The sequence below is a fragment of the Saccharopolyspora taberi genome, from assembly GCF_039534165.1.
Lineage (GTDB): Bacteria > Actinomycetota > Actinomycetes > Mycobacteriales > Pseudonocardiaceae > Saccharopolyspora_D > Saccharopolyspora_D taberi.
Map to the genome: position 1 here is coordinate 648,254 of NZ_BAAAUX010000011.1, position 17,670 is coordinate 665,923.

Below are 17,670 nucleotides of genomic sequence, written 5' to 3' on the forward strand. Positions count from 1 at the left end.
CTCGTGTGCTTAGTGCGGGCAAGGACGACACCACGAGTCCCGAAGACCAGCCGGCCGCGGCGCCTCCCCCGAAGCGGGATCCCGCTGCCCGAAAACTGCGGGTGATCGCCTCGATCCTCGGGGTGATCGGCACCGTGCTGGCGCTAGCGGTGCCGTTCCTGCCGGTCAGCTTCGAGATCACCACCCTGAAGTGGCCGACCGACCAGGGCACCCGCGCGGTGTCGGCGCCGTTGACCACCTTCTCGCCGATCCGGATCGACGCGGCCGTGCCGTGCGAGACCGCCCGCGCCCTGGACACCCGCAGCGACGGGCACGGCACGCTGATCAGCACGACGCCGCCCGGCTCGGACTACGGCAACGTCACCGGGCTGAAGCTGCAGGTCGACAACGGGCGGCTGGTGCTGCTGTCGAAGGGCCAGCAGCTGGGCACCGCGCCGGTTCCGGGCGGGCAGTGCTCGATCAAGGTCCACTCGGACGGCCACCGCACCACCGCCTCGGTGGGCGCCCAGCAGATCGCGCAGGTCAACGACGACCAGCGCCCGCAGCTGACCGGCATCTACTCCGACCTCGACGCCGCCGTGGACAACATCCAGGGCGTGTCGTTCGAGGCCACGGTCGACACCCGCTACGAGAGCACCCCGACGGTGCTGAAGATCGTCGTGATGGTGCTCGCGGTGCTGGCCTTCGCCGGCTGCGTGGTGACCCTGCGCCGCTTGGACCGGCGGGCGGGCCGCAGGCCCCCGAGGCTGGCGCCGCCCGGCTGGTGGAAGCCGACGTTCCGGGACGGCGCGGTGGTGTTCGCGCTCGTCGTGTGGTGGCTCATCGGAGCGATGACCTCCGACGACGGCTACATCCTGTCGATCGCCCGCGCCCGCGCGGAAGCCGACTACATCACCAACTACTACCGCTGGTTCGCGGTGCCGGAGGCGCCGTTCGGCTGGTTCTACGAGCTGTACTCGTTGTGGGTGCAGGTCTCGACCGCCACGCCGTGGGTGCGGCTGCCCGCGCTGCTGATGGGCATCGTGAGCTGGCTGCTGATCAGCCGCGAGGTGCTGCCCAGGCTCGGCCAGCAGGTCCGGCGGAGCAACGCCGCGGGCTGGGCCGCCGCCGCGGTGTTCCTCGCGTTCTGGATGCCCTACAACAACGGCCTGCGTTCCGAGCCGGTCGTGGTGCTGTTCTCGCTGCTCGCGCTGTGCGCGGTGGAGCGGGCGGTCGCGACCCGGCGGCTGCTGCCCGCCGCGCTGGGCCTGGTGGTGGCCGCGCTCGCGGTCGGCGCGGGGCCGACCGGCCTGGTCGCGGTGCTGCCCTACGTCGCGGCGATCAAGCCGCTGTTCCGGCTGGTGCGCAGCCGGGCCCGGCAGTTCGGGTGGCTGCCGGTGCTGGCGCCGATCGCCTGCTGCGGGTTCGTGATCCTGGCGGTGGTGTTCTCCGACCAGACCTTCCAGGCCGTCCGGGACGCCACCGACATCCGCCAGGAGCTGGGCCCCAACGACCACTGGTACCAGGAGCTCAACCGCTACAACCTGCTGTTCAACCCGACCCCGGACGGCTCGCTGGTACGCCGGTGGCCGGTGCTGCTGGTCATCCTGTGCCTGGCCACCTGCGGCGTGATGCTGCTGCGGCGCGGCCGGATCCGGGGTGCCGCGCTCGGCCCGAGCAGGCGGCTGCTGGCGGTCACCGCGCTGTCGTTCGTGGTGCTCGTGGTGACGCCGACCAAGTGGTCGCACCACTTCGGCCTGTTCGCCGCGCTCGGCGGCGCGCTGGCCGCGCTGACCGCGCTGGCGACCAGCAGCACGGTGCTGCGGTCGCGGCGCAACCGGGCGGCGTTCTTCGCCGGGCTGATGGTGATCATCGCCTTCGCCGCCACCGGCCCCAACGGCTGGTTCTACGTCTCCGGCTGGGGCGTGCCGTGGTTCGACAAACCGCCGTCGCTGAAGGGTTTCCAGGCCAGCACCGCGCTGCTGGGCATCGCCGCGGTCGCGGCGGTGGTGGCGCTGGTCGAGCACCTGCGCATCGACGAGTACAACCCGAAGGTCGTCGACGTCAGGGACATGGAGCAGCGCAGCCGGGCGCTCAAGCGCGGCACCGCGCCGCTGGCGATCATCTGCGCGCTGCTGGTGGTCGGTGAGCTGGCGAGCTTCGCCAAGGTCATCCAGAAGCAGTGGGGCAGCTACAGCATCGGCGGGGACAACATCCAGCAGCTCGCGGGCAACAGCTGCGGCCTGTCGGACTACGTCTACGTCGAGTCCGAGCCGCGCGACGGCGTGCTCGCGGTGTCGGCGCAGCAGCCCGCCGACGCCGTGCCCGGGCTGAAGGTGCCCCGTCCCAACGCCGAGCAGGAGCGCCCCGACGACTACCTGAAGGCCAAGTCCGAGGGCTTCCGGCAGCCGGGCGTGCCCGCGAGCGATCCCGAGGTGCCCGGCCAGCAGGACTGGACGCCGCCGCACGGCTTCGGCGACCCGGCCGTCCCGGTGTGGGGCTCGTTCGACCCGGAGGGCCTGGGCACCGGCGAGCTGCGCACCGAGTGGTACGACATCCCGGAACGCGCCGCGGGCGGCGAGGTCCCGGTGGTGGTCACGCTCGCGGGCATCGACGCCGAGCCGAACTCGGCGGTCGTCGAGTTCGGCCGCGACACCCCGCAGGGCTTCGAGATCATGGAGCGCAGGGCGCTGCCCACCGCGCAGGGCGCGCCGCCGAACTGGCGCGACTCGCGGATGCTGGTCGACGGCGACGCCAAGGGCGCGACGAAGCTGCGGCTGGTGGCCAAGGACCAGGCGCTCGCGCCGGAGGTCTGGCTGGCGCTGTCGGCGCCGCGCGCGCCGAAGCTGACCCGGATGACCGACTTCATCGGCGGCGCCCCGACCTACGTGGAGTGGCCCGCGGCGCTGGTGCACCCGTGCCTGAAGATCCCCGGTCTGCACAACGGGATCGCCGAGACGCCGGGCTTCCGGATCGCGGGCGGCCGGGAGGTCCGCGACATCGGGCAGAGCTGGTCGTCGCCGGACATGGGCGGCCCGTTCGGCTGGATGAACGTCATGGCCGGAACGCACGAGCTGCCCACGTACCTGAAGAACGACATCTCCAGGGACTGGGGCTCGCTGTACCGGATCGACCCCTACGTGCCCGACGCGCTGCCCGCCGAGGCCGCGATGCGGGTGCGTCCGGAGACGCACTGGGGCCTGTGGTCGCCGGGGCCGATGAGCAAGACCATCCAGCTCCCTGGCGACCTGCCGAGCTCCAACGACCGCAGCGACGTGCAGAGCACGGACCAGGAGGACCAGTAGCTAGGAAGGACCAGTAGCTCCGGGCGCGGGGTGCGGACACGGTTCCGCACTCCGCGCCCGTTGCGTTACCGGGCAAGTTTCACGGCGGGAGCGGCCAGGACTTGGGCGGCGAATGCGAGGTCTCCGTTTCCGGTGGCGGGGGTTCCCTCCGCATGACGCGGCCAGCGCGCACATGGCCATCCGTTCTCAACCGACAGGTTGACAACACTCCCGCGACGCGCCTACCTTCTTATTCAACCGACAAGTTGAGGAGTTCCGGTGAACGACAGCGCGGAGCGGCTCAACCGGGCGTTCGCGGCGCTGGCCGACCCGACCCGGCGCGACCTGGTGGCCCGGCTGGCCGAGGGCGACGCGACCGTGGGCGAACTGGCCGAGCCGTACGACATGAGCCTGCAGGCGGTCTCCAAGCACGTGAAGGTGTTGGAGGAAGCCGGGCTGGTGACCCGCAGCAGGGACGCGCAACGCCGGCCGGTCCACCTCGACGCGGAGGTGTTCGACCTGATGACGAAGTGGATCGAGCGTTACCGGCGAGCCGCCGAGGAGCGCTACCAGCGCCTCGACGCCCTGCTGGACCGGATGGCCGACGAGGACCAGAAACCGAACCGCACGGAGGAAGCGTCATGACCACGACCAGGCACCAGACCGAGATCAACGCCCCCGCCGACGTCCCGACCATCGAGATCGTCCGGGAGTTCGACGCGGCTCCGGAGCGGGTGTTCCGCGCGCACGTCGACCCCGAGCTCTACGCCCGCTGGATCGGACCGCGCTCGCTGACCACGCGGGTCCTCCGGTGGGACGCGCGCACTGGCGGTGAGTGGGCGTTCGCCAACGACCGCGGCGGCGAGGAGATCGCCTCCTTCTTCGGCAGCTTCCACGAGGTGCGGCCGAACGAGCGGATCGTGTGGACCTTCACCTACGAGGGCGAGCCCGACGGGGTCGCGCTGGAGACGCTGACCTTCGAGGCGCTCGGGGGCGGGCGCACCCGCCTGCGGATCCTGAGCGTGGTGGAGGACTTCGAGACCCGCGACGGAGTCCTGGCCAGCGGCATGGAGGTCGGGGTCAAGGAGGGCTACGAGAAGCTCGACGAACTGCTCGCGCGGGAGAGCTGAGATGACGCCGGCCCAACGGCACGCGCGCGACGCGGCGCGGTTCACCGAGCTGGTCGAGTCCGCCTCGGCGGCCGACTGGGCCCGTCCCAGCCCGGTCGCCGGGTGGACGGCGCTCGACGTCGTGAAGCACTTGGTCGAGTGGTCCCGCGGATTCCTGCGGGGCGCGGGGATCGAGCTCCCGGCCCTGGACGTCGACGCCGATCCGGTCGCCGCGTGGCGGCAGCACGTCAGCGACGTCCAGGCCGTGCTCGACGACCCCGGAGGGCGGGTGCTCAGCAACCCGCACACCGGCGACAAGCCCGTGGACGAGGCGATCGACGAGTTCTACACCGCCGACGTCTGGATGCACTCCTGGGATCTCGCCAAGGCGCTCGGCCGCGAGCCCGACCTGGGCCTGGAGCGCTGCCGCGCCGCGCTGGCGGCCATGGAGCCGATCGACCGGCTGCTGCGCGAGAGCGGCCAGTTCGGTCCCGCCGTGCCGGTCGCCGACGGGGCCTCCGCGCAGGACCGGCTGATGGCCTTCATCGGCCGCGATCCGGCCTGGCTGCCCGGCTACTCCTGACGGTCGGTGAGGCGGCGGGAACGGCGTTCGATGTCGGCGAAGTGCTGGGTCATCGCCTCGGCCGCCGCACCGGCGTCGCCGGAGCGGATCGAGTCGACGATCAGCTGGTGCTCGCGGCCGATCTCGGCGCGCACCCACTCCGGCGGGTCGATCTCGGCCTCGACCCGGTGGTAGACCGTCCAGAACAGGTCGATGAGCTGCGCGGCGATCTCGTTGCCCACCGGGCGGTACAGGGTCTGGTGGAACCGCCGGTCGGCCTCGACCACGTCACCGGTGCTGATCTCGGCGACGCACTCCTCCAGCTCGGCCAGGAACTCCTCGTCGGCGTGCCGGGGCACCTCGGCGATCAGCGCCGTCTCCAGGATGCGCCGGACCTGGATGAAGTCGGCCAGCACCGAGGCGTCCTGGCGGGCCGACTGCCTGGCCCGGAACAGCAGCCCGGGCATCAGGGCGGTGACCGGGGCCTCGCCGACGAAGGTGCCGTAGCCGTGCCGGATGTCGACGATGCCCAGGGTGTGCAGGGCGCGCAGGGTCTCGCGGATCGAGTTGCGGCTGGCGCCGAGCTTCTCCATCAGCTGCGGTTCGCTGGGCAGCGGCGCTCCCGGTGGCAGGCCGGATTCGAGGATCAGGTCCACGACCCGGTCCTGTAGCACTCTGCCGCCACCAGCCATCCCGGCTCCTTCCGCGCCCGTCGGGGTTCCCAGGTTAGCCCTTGCGGACATCCTACGTCCCATGTCCCTGGTGGGCGAGGGGGCGGGCCCCGGCCGATCCGGGGGCGCGCACCCTCGCCGGAGGGTTCCCGACCTGCGAACGTTCGTCGCACCTCACGACAGAGGGAGGAAACCATGAAGAGCCTTTGGCGGCGCGCGATGGTCGGCATCGCCGTCGCGGTTCCGGCCTTCCTGGCGATCGAGCCGGTCGCCAGCGCGAGGCTGAGCCTCAACCACAACGAGACAGTTCTCCAACCGCAGCAGGAGGAATCGCCATGAAGAACATGTGGCGCCGCGTGACGGCGGGCATCGTCGTCGCGCTTCCGGCGTTCCTGACGTTCGGGCCGCTCGCCCACGCCGGACTCAGCTACAACCACAACGAAACCGTCCTTTAGTCCGGAGTGGGCAACGGGCGACGGTGGACGGCGGGCGCGCTTCGGGCGCTCGCCGTCCGCGAACGGGAGCGGGGCCGGTACGTCCGCGCCGCGCGGTGGCATCGTGCCGCGGCGGCGATCGCGACGCGCAACCGCGATCCGGCGCTGATCGCCTTCCTCAACGACTGGGGCGTTTCCTGCAAGTTCGCGGGCCTGTTCGACGAGGGCGAGTCCGCGTACCGCAGAGCGGTGGCGCTCGGGCCGACGTCCGAGCAGACCGCCGTGCTGGCGCACAACCTCGGCGGACTCGCCCACGCCCGCGGCGACATGGCCGCCGCCGAACCGCACGCGAGGCGCGCGCTGGAGCTCCGCCGCGCCTCCCGATCGCCGGACCACCCCGACGTGGCCGCCGAACTTGCCGCTCTCGCGCCGATCCTGCACGGACTGGGCCGGTACGCCGAGGCCGAGGCGATGTTCCGGGAAGCGCTGGAGATCTTCGGCACCGATCATCGCGAAGCCGGGTTCGTGCTGGGAAATCTGGGCGCGCTGATGCAGGACGCGGGCCACGTCGACCAAGCCGCGGCCTGCTACGAGGAATCCCTGCGGATCAAGGAGCGCGCGCTCGGGCCGCACCACCCCGCGGTCGCGATCACGCTGAGCAACCTGGGGCTGCTGCGCCTTCGCCGGGGCGGCGACGCCCGGGCGCCGCTGGACCGCGCCCTGACGATCATGCGCGCCCGGCTGGCGCCGGACCATCCCGCGCTGCGCGCCTGCGAGGCACGCCGCGCGCGCTGCCCGTGAGGACCTAGAACTCGAACCCGCCCGGCCTGCCGTTGCGGTCGGCGAGCAGCCCGGCCAGCGTCGCCACCGCGATCTCGGCCGGGGTGCGGGACCCGATGTTGAGGCCGACCGGGCGGTGGACCCGGGCGATCTCCGCGTCCGCGACGCCGAGTTCGCGCAGGGCCGCCACGTGCGGTCCCTCGTGCCGCGGGTTGCCCAGCACCCCGACCCAGCGGACGGGGTGCGCGAGCACGTCGCGCAGGACGGCCCCGAGCTCGGGCCGGTGGTGGTCGGTGACGACGACGTCGGCGCTGCCGTCGAGCTCCCCGACCACCGCTTCCGCCGGGATCCCGGCCCCGTCGGCGCGCTCGGCGTCGGGCTCGACCAGCACCGGCCGGTACCCGAGGTCGGGGGCGTACCGGAGCAGGACCTCCGCGACCGGCGACGCGAACACCGCGACCAGCGTGCGGTGTTCGGTCGCGGCCTCCGCCGTACCGTGGGCGACTTCGCAGGCGTCAGTCATGCGACCAGTTTCGCAGCCGCCCCGGACCGGGACCAGCACTCAGCCCCGGACCACAGTCATACCCGGACCGCGGCAACCCCGTGCGCGGGCAGCGAGTCCGCCCGGCCGCCGAGCAGGTCCTCGGCGTCAACGCCGGTGCGCACGGGGAACGGGTTGTGGTTGAGCAGGAACAGGAAATCGCCCCTCCTGGTGGCCTGCACCCCGGCGGGCAGGTCCGCCAGCACCGGCCGGACGCCCGCCTCCGCCGCGACGCGGTCCAGCACCTCGCGCATCGCCTCGGCGTCCAGCCGGGTGCCGAGGTACCAGGCGGTGCCCTCGCCGTGGGCGTGCCGGGTCAGCGCCGGACCGCCCGCGAGCGGACCGGACTCGAAGGTCCCGGCGACGGTCGCGCCCTCCGGCTCGATCTGCTCCGACCACACCGCTCCGCGCGCCCGGCGGCCGAACACCTCGACGGCGACGTCGTCGTCCTCGGCCAGCGGCCAGAACTCCGGAATCCGCAGCCCCAGCACCGACCGCAGCGGCGCCGGATAGCCGCCGAGGTGGACCCGGTCGTCCTCGTCGACGATCCCGGAGAAGAACGACACCAGCAGGTTTCCGCCGCTCCGCACGAAGTCCGCGAGGTTCGCCGCGGTCTTGTCCCGCAGCAGGTACAGGTTCGGCACGAGGACGAGCCGGTACGACGACAGGTCCCGGTCCGGATGCACCACGTCGCAACCGATGTTGGCGTCGAACAGCGGCCCGTAGTGCGCGAGCAGCGCGTCGACCTGGCTCAGCCGCGAGGGCCGGGCGTCCAGCTCCAGGGCCCACCAGCTGTCCCAGTCCAGCACCAGCGCGACGTCGTTGTCCGAGCGGGAACCCGCCAGCTCCCCCACCGCGGCCAGTTCCCGGCCGAGCTCGGCGACCTCGCGGAACGTGCGGGTCTCCGGCCCGCCGTGCGGGACCATCGCGGAGTGGAACTTCTCCGCGCCGCCCGCGGACTGCCGCCACTGGAAGAACAGCACCGCGTCCGCGCCGTGCGCGACGGCCTGCCAGCTCCACAGCCGCATCTGCCCCGGCTGCTTGGCACCGTTGCGGGGACGCCAGTTCACCGCGCTCGGCGCCTGCTCCATCAGCAGCCACGGCTGCCCGCCGCGCAGCGACCGGAACACGTCGTAGGACAGCCCGGCCAGGACGTGCGCCCGCGGATCGTGCGGGTCCGGGTACGAGTCGTAGCTGGCGACGTCCACTTCGGACGACCACCGGTGCAGGTCGAGCGTCTTGGCCAGCGGGACGTGGTTGGTGGTCAGCGGCACCTCCGGGGTCACCCGGCGCACGATCTCCTTCTCCATCCGCAGCAACTCCAGCAGGGCGTCCGAGGAGAAGCGGTGGAAGTCCAGCTGCTGCGTGGGGTTGGCGAAGGTCGGTGCCGTGCGCGGCGGAAGCACCTCGGCGAAGTCGTCGTAGCGCTGCGACCAGAAGTTCGTCGACCACGCCCGGTTCAGCTCCGCGATGTCGCCGTAGCGCTCGCGCAGCCAGGTGCGGAAGGCCGCGGCCGAGGTGTCGCAGTAGCACTGGCGCACGTGGCAGCCGTACTCGTTGCCGATGTGCCACAGCGCCAGGGCGGGGTGCTCGGCGTAGCGGTTGGCGAGCTTTTCCACCAGCCGGGCCGCGTGTTCGCGGAAGACCGGGCTGGACGGGCAGAACGCCTGCCTGCCGCCCGGCCACAGCACGGTTCCGTCGGCGCGCTGCGGCAGCGTTTCGGGGTGCAGGCGGCCCAGCCACGGCGGCGGCGAGGCGGTCATGGTCGCGACCGACGCCGCGATCCCGCCTCCGGCCAGCAGGTCCAGCACCTCGTCGAACCAGCCGAAGTCGAACTCCCCCGGCCGCGGTTCCACCAGCGCCCAGCCGAAGATCCCGACGGTCACCATCGACACGCCTGCCTCCCGCATCAGCCGGACGTCCTCCTGCCACACCTCCCGCGGCCACTGCTCGGGGTTGTAGTCGCCGCCGTAGGCGACCGCGCCGATCCTGGCCCGCAACCTGGTGACGGACTCGGGTTCGGTCATGACTGGTTGCTCCCTCCGGTCAGCAGGTCCGCCTCGACGAGCAGCCGCCGCACCTCGGCCAGTTCCGCGTCGTCGAGCGGGATCATCGGGGTGCTGGTGGTGCCGTGCTCGATCACGCCGCGCAGCACCAGCCCGGCCTTGAACGCGCCGATCGCCGAGGAGTACCGGCTCATCGGCCGCGCGCCCACCCGGATCACCTCGAACAGCCTGCGCAGCCGCGCCTGCTCGGCCTCCGCCCGCGCCCAGTCCCCCGCGCCCGCGGCCCGGTGCAGCCGCACGTAGCCGTCCGGATCGACGTTGCCGAGGCCGGGCACCAGGCCGTGCGCGCCCAGCCGCAGGCTGGTGTCGGCCATCGTCTCGGACCCGCTGAACACCAGGAACCGTTCGGTGTCAACGGTTTCCAGCACGGACCGGAGATCGTCCAGGTCGCCGCTGGAGTCCTTGAACCCGGCCAGCGTGCCGTCCTCGGCAAGCTCGGCGACGGTCGCAGGCGCCAGCTTGGTGTGCACCGACACGGGGATGTCGTAGGCCAGCAGCGGGAGGTCCACGGCCGCGCGGATCTCGCGGAAGTGCACCGCGATCTCGGCGGGGTGCGTCGGGACGTAGAACGGCGCGGTCGCGACCAGCGCGTCGGCCCCGTGCTCCAGCGCGGCGCGGGCGTGCTCGATCACCCGCGGTGTCGCGGTGTCGATGACCCCGGCCAGCACCGGGACCTGGCCCGCCGCGACCCCGGCCACGACTTCGAGCACCCGCTGCCTGGTGCGGTCGGGCAGGTAGCCGACCTCGCCGGTGGAACCGGTGACGAACAGGCCGTGCACGCCCGCGCCGAGCAGGTGCCCGGTGAGCTTCTCCAGCGAGGGCACGTCCAGTTCGCGCTCCGGGGTCAACGGCGTGCACAGCGGCGGGACGATCCCGCCCGCCAGGCGGATCTCGGGTTCCCGGCCGGACTCGCTCATCGCTCTCCTCGACTGTTGTTCAGGCCACACATGGGACGTAGGATGTCCTCCGTCCCGTGCAAGCTAGCTGGCAGGACCGGCGCTGACAAGTGCTTCGAATGCCCGACCGCCAAAGGGGTTTCCGGCTTCATGACGCAGCTCCGAACGATCTTCACCGCGGTCGCGGTGCTCTCCTCCCTCGCCGCCCCGGCCCACGCCGCCGGGACGGGCCCCGCCGAGCAGACCGTCTACGCCCGGGGCATGGCGGGGTACGCCTGCTACCGGATCCCGGCCATCACCCGCACCACCGCGGGCACCCTGCTCGCCTTCGCCGAGGCCCGGCGCAACGACTGCGGCGACGACGGCGACATCGACCTGGTGGTGCGCCGCTCCACCGACGGCGGCCGGACCTGGGGTCCGGTGCAGCTCGTCGGCGACAACGGCCCGAACACCTTCGGCAACCCGGCCCCGGTCGTCGACGCCGCGACCGGCCGGATCGTGCTGGTGACCACGCACAACCCCGGAGAGACCTGGCAGGACCGGACCGTGCACGTCCAGCACAGCACCGACGACGGGCAGAGCTGGTCGGCGCCGAAGGACATCACCGCGCAGGTCAAGGACCCCGCGTGGGACCTCTGGTACGCGACCGGCCCGGTGCACGGAATCCAGCTGTCGCAAGGGGACAACGCCGGTCGGCTGGTGATCGGCGCCTCCCACGAGTCCACCGACTCGCGCCGCTCCGGCGGACACCTCATCTTCAGCGACGACGGCGGCGAGAACTGGGCCATCGGCGCGAGCAGCGAGAACCGGCCGGACGTCATCAAGCCGCAGGAGATCAGCGTCGTCGAGCTGACCGGCGGCGGGGTCTACGCCGCGGCCCGCGACCAGGGCGGCAGCGAACCCGGGCACCGCGCGTTCGCCGTCTCGCACGACGGCGGCGACACCTTCGACGCGCCTTTCCGCACCATCCCGGAACTTTCCGCCCCGATCATCCAGGCGTCCACGCTGCGCTGGGGCGACCGCATCCTGTTCTCCGCGCCCGCGCACCCGGCGGGCCGCGAGGCGATGAGCATCCGCTCGTCGTCCGACGAGGGCGCGACCTGGCAGCCGTGGCAGGAGGGCAAGGTCGTCCACTGGGGACCGGCGGGCTACTCCGACCTGGTCGCGGTGGACGAGGACACCATCGGCCACATCTACGAGCGGGGCAACGGAAATCCGTACGAGGAGATCGTGTTCGCCGCCTTCGGCGAGGACTACCTGGCCGAGCCGAACGGCACACCGCCGAACTTCCCGCCGCCGCCCGAGCCCGGTCCGGTCACCCCGGACGACTCCGGCAACGGCAACACCGCGTACGTGCGCGGTGGACCCGGGCTCGCGCCGGGGCGTTTCGGACCGGCGATGGAGTTCGGCGGAACCCAGTACGCGCAGATCCCGCTGACCGACTCGCTGGACCTCCGGTCGGACGACTTCACCATCACGTCCTGGTTCAAGTACGGCGAAACCACCGGCGCGCACACGATCCTGTGGGCCTACCGGATGGGTTCGGAGAACACCCCGCAGATCTGGCTGCGCGCGGAGCCGGAGAGCAACCGCATCCGCGCCCACCTGGCAGCCGAGGAGGGGCACGCGACGATCGCCTCGACCGCGGCGTTCAACGACGGGCAGTGGCACCACATCGCGCTCCAGCGCGGAGGCGGCCGCTTCCGGATGCTGGTCGACGGCGCGGAGGTCGCGGGCAAGGACGCCCCGCTCGGCTCGGTTTCGGCCGGCGGCGCGGAGTTCGGCATCGATGGTGTCCACATCGGACAACGGGTGGACGGCGCCAACCGGTGGCTCGGGGCGCTGGACGAGACGCGGATCTACCGCAAGGCGCTGCCGGACTCCCAGCTCGAAGCGATCCGCCTGGACAACCGGCCGGTGGACACCGCGCTGGAGCTGCGGCTGCCGCTGGACGAAGTCCGGTGACCGCCGGCTGGGCCGTCGTCACCGGCGCGGCCTCCGGGATCGGCGCGGCGACGCTGCGCCGGTTCGCGGCGGCCGGGCACCCGGTGCTCGGCGTCGACGTCGAGGACGGGCGGCGGGTCACCGAGGGACTGCCCGGCGCCGCCTGGGTCACCGGCGACGTCTCGGCCGAGGAGACCTGGCAGCGGGTCGCCGAACGCTGCGACCGGGTGCACGCCCTGGTCAGCAACGCCTACACCGTAGTCGTGCGGCCGTTGCACGAAACCAGCTTCGAGCAGTGGCGGCACCAGCTCGCGGTCAACCTCGACGCCGCCTACCTCGGGGTGCGCACCTGCCTTCCGATGCTCGGCGGCGGAAGCGTTGTCCTGGTGTCCTCAGTGCACGCTCACGCGGGAATTCCGGGACATCCGGCGTATGCGGCGAGCAAGGGCGCGCTGCTGTCGCTGACCGGGCAGCTCGCGGTCGAGTACGGGCCGGGGATCAGGGTGAACTGCGTGCTCCCCGGCCCGATCAGCACCGCGGCGTGGGATCGGGTGCCGCCGGAGGACCGCGCCCGCAGCGCGGAGAGCACCGCGCTCGGCCGCCTCGGCGATCCGTCCGAGGTCGCCGAGGCGGTGCACTTCCTCGCCTCCGGCGCGGCGTCCTACATCACCGGCAGCAGCCTGCTGGTCGACGGCGGCTGGACCGTCCGCAAGGACTCAGCGTGAGCACGCCGCCGCGATCGCGGTGACGTCCCAGTAGAACGGGCGCACCTCCAGAAGCTGCCGGTCGCGGAACGCGATGTGCTGGAGGATGGGGAACTCCAGCTCGGTCCCGGTCGCGCGGGCCCTTGCGGAGACCTGGGTGCGAACGACCACAGTGGACTCTCCGGGCCACTGGTCCTGCTCGCCGAACTCGAAGCGCTCCCAGGTCCGGCTCATCTCGGACATGAAGCGCTCGATACCGTCCCGGCCGCGCCAGGTTCCTCCATACGGCAGCCCCGGGTCCTGGTGCAGCACGACGTCGGGGTGGAAGTACCCGGCGAAGTCACCGAAATCGGCCTTCCCGGGTCCGCCCGCAGCGAGGTACGCAGCTTCGGCGGCGTAGAAGTCCTCCAGCACACCGAGCAGTTCAGTCATCAAGGTTCTCCTCGTTGAACGTTCACCGAGAACCAGCTTCCGGCGTGCACGGCGTGTTTCCTAGCGGCTATCGGTCCTCGCATCCGGCGCAAATCCGTTGCGCTCATCGGCACAATGTCCTGGTGAACCCCCTTGATCATCGGTGGGACATCGCCGCCGCACCGGTCGGCGACGAGACCTCGGTCCGCCTGCTGCGCACCTACATCGACGAGATGGCCAGCCGCTACTACGGCAGACCGGCCACCCCGGCGGAGGTCGACAGCGCGCTCGCCGAGGACCCCAGCGACGACCTGACCCCGCCGGATGGCGTGTTCCTGGTCGCCCGACGCGACGGCGAGGCCGTCGGCTGCGTCGCGATGCGCTTGCTGAGCCCGGAGATCGGCGAGATCAAGCGGATGTACGTGGCGCGCGAGGTCCGCGGCCTCGGCTGCGGCGGACGGCTGCTGGCCGCGGTGGAAGCGCACGCGCGGACGCTCGGCGCGCGCAGGCTGCGCCTGGACACCCGGCACGACCTGGTCGAGGCCCGCGCGCTCTACGCCAAGCACGGCTACGCCGAGATCCCGCCCTACGCCGAACGGCGCTACGCCGACCACTGGTTCGAGAAGATCCTGCCCGGAGGATGAGCCTTGCCCTACGCCGAAATCCCGTTCACCGACGCCGCCCGCGACGCCCTCGCCGCGCACTGGGCGCTGGACGGTTCGCAACCCGCGGAACGTCTGCACGGTGGCGAGGAATCCACGGCCTACGCGATCGGTGAACACGTCGTCCGGCTGGGGCCGCGCTGGCGCACCAGCGCCGAAGCCGAGTGGTGCCACGGCATCGCCCTGCGAGCAGCCGCCTCCGTCCCGGAGGCCGTCGCGCCGGTTGCGACCCGGGACGGGGCGACCGTGGTCCGGGTGGACGGCCGGCCGATGTCGGTCTGGCCGCTGGTCGCCGGTTCCTGGCCGGACGACGAATCGCGGCTGGCCGAGCAGGCCGCGACGCTGCTGGCGCGGCTGCACCTGGCCTTCGCGGCGATGACCCCGGAACCGCGCCCGGTGCCGTCCTTCCTGGAGTACGGGCTCGAACGCGAAGCACCACCGCCACCGGAACCCGCGCTGGTGGACCCGGAACTCGACCGCTGGCTCGCGTCGTTCCACCGCACCCACCGCCGTCGTCAGGTGGTGCACGGCGACTTCTACTCCGGCAACACCCTCGCGACCGGAGGCAGGCTGACGGCCGTGCTGGACTGGGACGAGGCGTGCGTCGTCGCGCCGGAAGCCGAAGTCGCCGTGGCCGCGCTGGAGTGGGCGCCGGAGTTCGGCAACGATCCGGCCGAGCTGCGCCCCTTCCTGCGCCACTACGCCGAAGCGGGCGGACCGGCGGGGCTGCTGGACGACGTCGCGCTCGCGCAGTTCATCCGCCACCGGATCCGGCGGGAGGCCGCGGCCTTCCACCTCCAGCGTGAGCGGGGCACGGTCCACGACGCCGACGACATCGACTACCACGAGGAGCGGCTGGCGACCTTCGCCGCGCTGCGGCCGTGAACCGGGGCTCGGTCGCGCCCCGGACCCGGCGTGGATCTACGGTGATTCCGGAAACGCCGGACCGCAGCGATGGAGCAGACATGGCGGGAAGCAACCGGACGCTGGTCGTGTGCAGGCACGCGAAGGCGGCACGCCCCGAAGGGATCGCCGACTTCGACCGCCCGCTCGCCGACCGCGGTCAGCGCGACGCCAGGGCGGCGGGCAAGTGGATGCGCCAGAACGCGCCCGGCGTCGAGCTGGTGCTGTGCTCCCCCGCCGAGCGCGCCAAGCAGACCTGGCAGCTGCTGCGCACGGAGCTCGCCGCCAGCCCGACCGTGCGCTACGAGGAGCAGATCTACGAGGCCACGACCGGTGACCTGCTGGCGGTGGTCAACGCGCTGCCGTCGATGGCGCGGCGGGTCCTGCTGGTGGGGCACAACCCGGGTTTCGAAGGGCTCGTCTCGCTGCTGACCGGGCGGATGGTCGAGCTGAAGACCTCGGGCATCGCGGTGCTCAGCGGCCCCGGCGACTGGGCGGGCATCACTCCTGGCTGGGCGGAACTGGAAGCCACGGCCGCACCGCGCGGCTGACGACCACCGAACCCGGGACCGCGCGGCTGACCGGCTCGCCGGTGGCGGACTCCGCGCTGATCACCTTCAGCTTCATCCGGATCGTGGTCCACCGCGGCGGTGCCGACGCGGTCGCCGTCCGGCCGTGACCGGATCGGTCCGCATCCCGGCGTGATGGTGCCTTCCGGAAGGGCCTCCCGGCAGCGAAGCTCGACGGCGTGAACAAAGCACTCCTCGTCATCGACGTCCAGGAATCCTTCCGGCAGCGCCCGAACTGGCGGGCGATCTCCGCGCCGGACATCGCCCGGCGCGCCGACCGGCTGGTCCAGCACGCCCGCTCGCGGGGCGACCTCGTGGTCTGGGTCCTGCACGCCGAACCCGGCACCGGCACCGTCTTCGACCCCGAGCGGGGTTTCGTCCGCCTGCTCGACGGCCTCGAACCCCGCGCCGGCGAACCGGTCCTGACCAAGACCTCGCACAACGCCTTCACCACGACGAACCTCCAGCAGACGCTCACCGCGGCCGGGGTGACCGAGGTGGTCGTCTGCGGGATCCGCACCGAGCAGTGCTGCGAGACCACCACCCGCGTCGCCTCCGACCTCGGCTACCGGGTCACCTTCGTCATCGACGCGACCGCGACCCAGCCGATCCCGCACCGGGACGCGCCCGCCGACCGGCCGCTGGAGGAGGTCCTCGCCGACCCGCGCACCCTGGGCACGGACGAGATCATCGCGCGCACCGAGTACGCGCTGGCGGGCCGGTTCGCCACGATCAGCACCGTCGCCGAGGTCACCGGAACGACGTGAGCCCTCGACCGGTCCTCGCGTGGCACCACCTAGGCTGACCGGATCGTGAGCAACGTCGTCTTCCTCCTCGTCCCGCGGCTGCACCTGCTCGACCTCGCGGGCCCGGCCCAGGTGTTCTCCACAGCGGCCGGCCTCGGGATGGACTACGCGCTGAGCTACGTCGCCGAGCAGGAGGAGGTTCCGACCGCGCAGGGACTTCCGGTGCATGCCCGGACCGACTGGCCGGAGCTGGCCGGGGACGACCTGGTCATCGTCCCCGGCTGGCGCGGCGACCGGCTGCGCCGCGAACCGGTGCTCGGCGAGGCGAGCATGAACCGGCTGCGGGAGCACCACGCGGGCGGCGGAACCGTTGCCAGCGTGTGCTCGGGCGCCGACGCGCTCGGCCGCAGCGGGCTGCTCGACGGCCGCCGCTGCACCACCCACCACGAGCTGCAGGACGAGCTGGCCCAGCGCTATCCGAAGGCGACCGTGGTCCGCGACGTGCTGTACGTGGTCGACGACCGCGTGATCACCTCGGCCGGGATCGCCAGCGGGATCGACCTGTCGCTGCACCTGATCGCCACCCGGCACGGCCCGGGCGCGGCGGCGCGCATCGCGCGCGCGATGGTCGTCTACGCGCGCCGCAACGGCGACGAGCCGCAGGCGAGCGCCATGCTGCGGCACCGGGCGCACCTCAGCGACGCGGTGCACCGGGTGCAGGACATCATCGACGCGGAGTTCACCGCGCGGCTGCCGCTCGACGAACTCGCCGCGCGGGTCGGGTGCAGCGTGCGGACCGTGACGCGGCTGTTCGCGCGGACCGTCGGGATGACGCCGTTGCGGTACCAGCAGCTGCTGCGGTTGGAGCGCGCCGAGCACTTGATCGGGCAGGGCTTCGGCGTCGAGGTCGCCGCTCGGTCCGTCGGGTTCGAGGACGGGCGGATGCTCCGGCGGTTGCGGGGGCGGGGGCCGCGAACGCTTGGCTCGTAGGAGAAGGCGGCTTTGCCGGTTCGGGTTCCGTTGCGTAGGTGGTTTCCGGGGCTCTCGCCGACCCCGGACCCCCGGCAGGTCTCCGGGACCGAAGCGGCTCTGCCGGTTCGGGTTCTTTTGGGCTCGTGGTTCTGGGGCGCTCGCCGCCCCCAGACCCCCGGCAGGTCTCCGGGATGAGATGGGGTTGTCCGCTGCGGTTCGGTTGGGCGGTTCTCATCCCGTCGACCTCCACAAGGGCTATCAGGCCGCGTCAAGGGGGCCGTTTTGCTTGGGCGCTGCGGTTTGGCTTTGTGTGCCCCCTTGACACGGCCTGATCGGGCTGGCGCCAGGTCGACGGGATGAGAACCGAGCCCGCCCTTGTGGGTGGGGACTTCGTTTTCTGCTGGGCGCGTTGGGTGGGCTCGGCTTGCGGTTCTCTC

Annotated in this window: 18 protein-coding genes; 13 read left to right on the forward strand and 5 right to left on the reverse strand. The window is 72.3% G+C overall.

The window, feature by feature from the left end:
• Positions 1–5: 5 nt before the first annotated feature.
• From ABD691_RS12075 to ABD691_RS12090, 4 genes are all read left to right on the forward strand, one after another.
• The gene (locus ABD691_RS12075; protein WP_344679670.1) at positions 6–3,284 is read left to right on the forward strand and encodes an arabinosyltransferase domain-containing protein; all 3,279 of its coding nucleotides are present in this window, start codon (positions 6–8) and stop codon (positions 3,282–3,284) included.
• A 258-nt stretch (positions 3,285–3,542) separates the two neighbouring features.
• Positions 3,543–3,908 carry an ArsR/SmtB family transcription factor gene (locus ABD691_RS12080; protein ID WP_344679671.1) on the forward strand — a complete coding sequence of 122 codons (366 nt, stop codon included), beginning with the start codon at positions 3,543–3,545 and terminating at the stop codon, positions 3,906–3,908.
• Positions 3,905–4,393 (forward strand): SRPBCC family protein, encoded by a 489-nt coding sequence (locus ABD691_RS12085; protein ID WP_344679672.1) that lies wholly within the window; start codon positions 3,905–3,907, stop codon positions 4,391–4,393. Before ABD691_RS12080 ends, ABD691_RS12085 begins: the two co-directional genes overlap by 4 nt.
• A gap of 1 nt (position 4,394) precedes the next feature.
• Positions 4,395–4,955, forward strand: a complete 561-nt coding sequence (locus ABD691_RS12090; protein WP_344679673.1) for a TIGR03086 family metal-binding protein — start codon at positions 4,395–4,397, stop codon at positions 4,953–4,955.
• Here the strand turns inward: ABD691_RS12090 and ABD691_RS12095 are convergent.
• Positions 4,946–5,626, reverse strand: a complete 681-nt coding sequence (locus tag ABD691_RS12095; protein WP_344679674.1) for a FadR/GntR family transcriptional regulator — start codon at positions 5,624–5,626, stop codon at positions 4,946–4,948. The genes ABD691_RS12090 and ABD691_RS12095 overlap by 10 nt on opposite strands.
• A 174-nt stretch (positions 5,627–5,800) precedes the next feature.
• Here ABD691_RS12095 and ABD691_RS12100 point away from each other — a divergent pair, with 174 nt between their 5' ends.
• Positions 5,801–5,944: a hypothetical protein gene (locus ABD691_RS12100; RefSeq protein WP_344679675.1), complete on the forward strand. Its 144-nt coding sequence runs from the start codon at positions 5,801–5,803 to the stop codon at positions 5,942–5,944.
• Positions 5,945–6,066: 122 nt separating this feature from the next.
• A complete protein-coding gene (locus ABD691_RS12105; RefSeq protein WP_344679676.1) occupies positions 6,067–6,840 on the forward strand; it encodes a tetratricopeptide repeat protein in 774 nt (257 codons plus the stop codon).
• Positions 6,841–6,844: 4 nt separating this feature from the next.
• Here ABD691_RS12105 and ABD691_RS12110 read toward each other — a convergent pair whose 3' ends face one another.
• The 3 genes from ABD691_RS12110 to ABD691_RS12120 are packed head-to-tail and all read right to left on the reverse strand — an operon-like array spanning position 6,845 to position 10,343.
• Positions 6,845–7,342 carry an XdhC family protein gene (locus tag ABD691_RS12110; RefSeq protein WP_344679677.1) on the reverse strand — a complete coding sequence of 166 codons (498 nt, stop codon included), beginning with the start codon at positions 7,340–7,342 and terminating at the stop codon, positions 6,845–6,847.
• Between the two features lie 56 nt (positions 7,343–7,398).
• Entirely contained in the window at positions 7,399–9,387 is a 1,989-nt protein-coding gene (locus ABD691_RS12115) for a beta-galactosidase (RefSeq protein ID WP_344679679.1), read from the reverse strand.
• Positions 9,384–10,343: a dihydrodipicolinate synthase family protein gene (locus tag ABD691_RS12120; RefSeq protein ID WP_344679680.1), complete on the reverse strand. Its 960-nt coding sequence runs from the start codon at positions 10,341–10,343 to the stop codon at positions 9,384–9,386. Before ABD691_RS12120 ends, ABD691_RS12115 begins: the two co-directional genes overlap by 4 nt.
• 129 nt (positions 10,344–10,472) lie before the next feature.
• Between ABD691_RS12120 and ABD691_RS12125 the strand changes: the two genes are divergently transcribed.
• Together ABD691_RS12125 and ABD691_RS12130 are read left to right on the forward strand one after the other, a co-directional pair.
• On the forward strand, positions 10,473–12,287 hold the full coding sequence (locus ABD691_RS12125) for an exo-alpha-sialidase (RefSeq protein ID WP_344679681.1): 1,815 nt from the start codon (positions 10,473–10,475) through the stop codon (positions 12,285–12,287).
• A complete protein-coding gene (locus ABD691_RS12130) occupies positions 12,284–12,991 on the forward strand; it encodes an SDR family NAD(P)-dependent oxidoreductase (RefSeq protein ID WP_344679682.1) in 708 nt (235 codons plus the stop codon). The genes ABD691_RS12125 and ABD691_RS12130 overlap by 4 nt, the downstream gene beginning before the upstream one ends.
• On the opposite strand, the gene ABD691_RS12135 is transcribed toward ABD691_RS12130, so the two are convergent.
• Positions 12,983–13,402: a nuclear transport factor 2 family protein gene (locus ABD691_RS12135; protein WP_344679684.1), complete on the reverse strand. Its 420-nt coding sequence runs from the start codon at positions 13,400–13,402 to the stop codon at positions 12,983–12,985. The genes ABD691_RS12130 and ABD691_RS12135 overlap by 9 nt on opposite strands.
• A 122-nt stretch (positions 13,403–13,524) precedes the next feature.
• Here ABD691_RS12135 and ABD691_RS12140 point away from each other — a divergent pair, with 122 nt between their 5' ends.
• The 5 genes from ABD691_RS12140 (at position 13,525) to ABD691_RS12160 (ending at position 17,251) form a co-directional block, all read left to right on the forward strand.
• Positions 13,525–14,025: a GNAT family N-acetyltransferase gene (locus ABD691_RS12140; protein ID WP_344679685.1), complete on the forward strand. Its 501-nt coding sequence runs from the start codon at positions 13,525–13,527 to the stop codon at positions 14,023–14,025.
• Between the two features lie 3 nt (positions 14,026–14,028).
• Complete coding sequence (locus ABD691_RS12145; protein WP_344679686.1) at positions 14,029–14,928, forward strand: phosphotransferase enzyme family protein; 900 nt, start codon at positions 14,029–14,031, stop codon at positions 14,926–14,928.
• An 80-nt stretch (positions 14,929–15,008) separates the two neighbouring features.
• Entirely contained in the window at positions 15,009–15,497 is a 489-nt protein-coding gene (locus ABD691_RS12150) for a SixA phosphatase family protein (protein ID WP_344679687.1), read from the forward strand.
• 197 nt (positions 15,498–15,694) lie between these two features.
• A complete protein-coding gene (locus tag ABD691_RS12155) occupies positions 15,695–16,282 on the forward strand; it encodes a cysteine hydrolase family protein (RefSeq protein WP_344679688.1) in 588 nt (195 codons plus the stop codon).
• Between the two features lie 45 nt (positions 16,283–16,327).
• On the forward strand, positions 16,328–17,251 hold the full coding sequence (locus ABD691_RS12160) for a GlxA family transcriptional regulator (RefSeq protein ID WP_344679689.1): 924 nt from the start codon (positions 16,328–16,330) through the stop codon (positions 17,249–17,251).
• Positions 17,252–17,670: the final 419 nt, after the last annotated feature.

What these genes read in the sequence shown, in the direction of transcription:
- ABD691_RS12085 (WP_344679672.1), top strand. Translation starts at nt 3,905, where the DNA reads ATGACCACGACCAGGCACCAGACCGAGATCAACGCCCCCGCCGACGTC.
- ABD691_RS12135 (WP_344679684.1), bottom strand. Translation starts at nt 13,402, where the DNA reads ATGACTGAACTGCTCGGTGTGCTGGAGGACTTCTACGCCGCCGAAGCT.
- ABD691_RS12095 (WP_344679674.1), bottom strand. Translation starts at nt 5,626, where the DNA reads ATGGCTGGTGGCGGCAGAGTGCTACAGGACCGGGTCGTGGACCTGATC.
- ABD691_RS12090 (WP_344679673.1), top strand. Translation starts at nt 4,395, where the DNA reads ATGACGCCGGCCCAACGGCACGCGCGCGACGCGGCGCGGTTCACCGAG.
- ABD691_RS12115 (WP_344679679.1), bottom strand. Translation starts at nt 9,387, where the DNA reads ATGACCGAACCCGAGTCCGTCACCAGGTTGCGGGCCAGGATCGGCGCG.
- ABD691_RS12110 (WP_344679677.1), bottom strand. Translation starts at nt 7,342, where the DNA reads ATGACTGACGCCTGCGAAGTCGCCCACGGTACGGCGGAGGCCGCGACC.
- ABD691_RS12100 (WP_344679675.1), top strand. Translation starts at nt 5,801, where the DNA reads ATGAAGAGCCTTTGGCGGCGCGCGATGGTCGGCATCGCCGTCGCGGTT.
- ABD691_RS12120 (WP_344679680.1), bottom strand. Translation starts at nt 10,343, where the DNA reads ATGAGCGAGTCCGGCCGGGAACCCGAGATCCGCCTGGCGGGCGGGATC.
- ABD691_RS12125 (WP_344679681.1), top strand. Translation starts at nt 10,473, where the DNA reads ATGACGCAGCTCCGAACGATCTTCACCGCGGTCGCGGTGCTCTCCTCC.
- ABD691_RS12150 (WP_344679687.1), top strand. Translation starts at nt 15,009, where the DNA reads ATGGCGGGAAGCAACCGGACGCTGGTCGTGTGCAGGCACGCGAAGGCG.